Source organism: Actinomyces ruminis (genome assembly GCF_002154335.2).
GTDB classification, from domain to species: Bacteria; Actinomycetota; Actinomycetes; order Actinomycetales; family Actinomycetaceae; genus Actinomyces; species Actinomyces ruminis.
Map to the genome: position 1 here is coordinate 1 of NZ_MTPX02000096.1, position 1,274 is coordinate 1,274.

At 58.5% G+C, this 1,274-nt stretch carries 2 protein-coding genes; both read left to right on the top strand.

Features of this window, described 5'->3' with window-relative positions:
* Window positions 1-379 precede the first annotated feature (379 nt).
* Window positions 380-628 (top strand): VirB8 family type IV secretion system protein, encoded by a 249-nt coding sequence (locus BW737_RS15425; protein WP_086616123.1) that lies wholly within the window; start codon window positions 380-382, stop codon window positions 626-628.
* A gap of 14 nt (window positions 629-642) precedes the next feature.
* Window positions 643-1,266: a hypothetical protein gene (locus tag BW737_RS15840; protein ID WP_143233432.1), complete on the top strand. Its 624-nt coding sequence runs from the start codon at window positions 643-645 to the stop codon at window positions 1,264-1,266.
* The last annotated feature ends 8 nt before the right edge of the window (window positions 1,267-1,274 follow it).

Consider the following 1,274-nt stretch of genomic DNA (forward strand, 5'->3'; position numbering starts at 1 on the left):
CTACACCGCCTCCGATGGCGCTTCGGGCTCGATGGACACTCACACCACCAGCACGACCACCACGATCCCGGTGGCGGAGATCCAGACGATTATTGTCCGACCCACCGACGAACCATGAGACGCCAGGTGGAGGCTCGTGTGGGATGGTTGCCGGTGGTGAGGTTCTTGGTTCTGGGTCGTGACGGTGTGGAGGTGAAGACGGTGAGATCACGATCAAAAGGGACAAGAGCGCCTAGCCGAGGTGCCCCGCAGCAATCCCTGTGGTGGCGCGGTCGGGCCGCCGCTCCGGTTTGTCTGGTCGCCTCCCTGGCGGCATGCAGACTCACCAGAGAACCTTGACCAGTAGGCCGAGAGGTTCCACTCTATTCTCGAGTCCGCCATGGCGCAGGTCGCAAACGCGGGACGGTTCACCGATGCCGCCTATATCGACTATAACGGGAAGGATCTCGGCGATCTCTACGACTGGATGGACGACGACCATCAGATCGACCTGACCATGTTGTTGTCCGACTCCACCTACAGGAAGCAGTTCAACCACTGGATGGAGAGCCCCGACGTCCCTTCGTCTGATTTGGAGATCCAGTTCAACGACGGCGTCCGAGCTGGTCGCGGAAACGATGAAGAGTGAGGTGGGGTAGCGTCGTGTCAGCGTTTTCTGAACGGTTGTGGGGTTTGGCTAATCGTATGGGGGCGCCTTTTGTGGTGTCCTTGATGATTGTGGCGTTGGTGCTGGTGGGGCGGCTGGCTTGGTGGGGGTACCAGCAGCTGCCTCCTCCGCGTCCCAGCGAACCGTATTGTTTAGTGCTCACCGACGAGGATGTTGCCCCGATCTTAGGTGAAGTCACCGAAGTTTTTGAGGGTGACTACAGCACCAGCGGCGAGTATTGGACTTGTCGAGTGGGCGGCGATAATGAGCAACGTATCTACATTGAAGCTGCGCCAGATGCAGATGATGTGCTTATTGATTATAAGGCGATAGGTGTGTCGGTGGTGGATACGGTGTCTGCGAGGCCTGGGGCTCGTGTCCAGGCGGTTGGGGATGCGACTGTGGTGTCGTGGGTCGGACAGCGGTATGCGTATGCTGGTTGGTTCGAGGGAACTGCCGCTGTGATTTTCTCAATCAAAGCAACGAATGATGGCGTCAGCGCGGCGGCTCAGATCTCGTTTCTTGAGGGGATTGCGATTGAGCGTGGTGCGGAGCTTTTGGATGATGTTGGGTTTACGACTACGCCGTCGCCTACGCCGGATCCGTATTGGACTCCGTGATGCTAGCG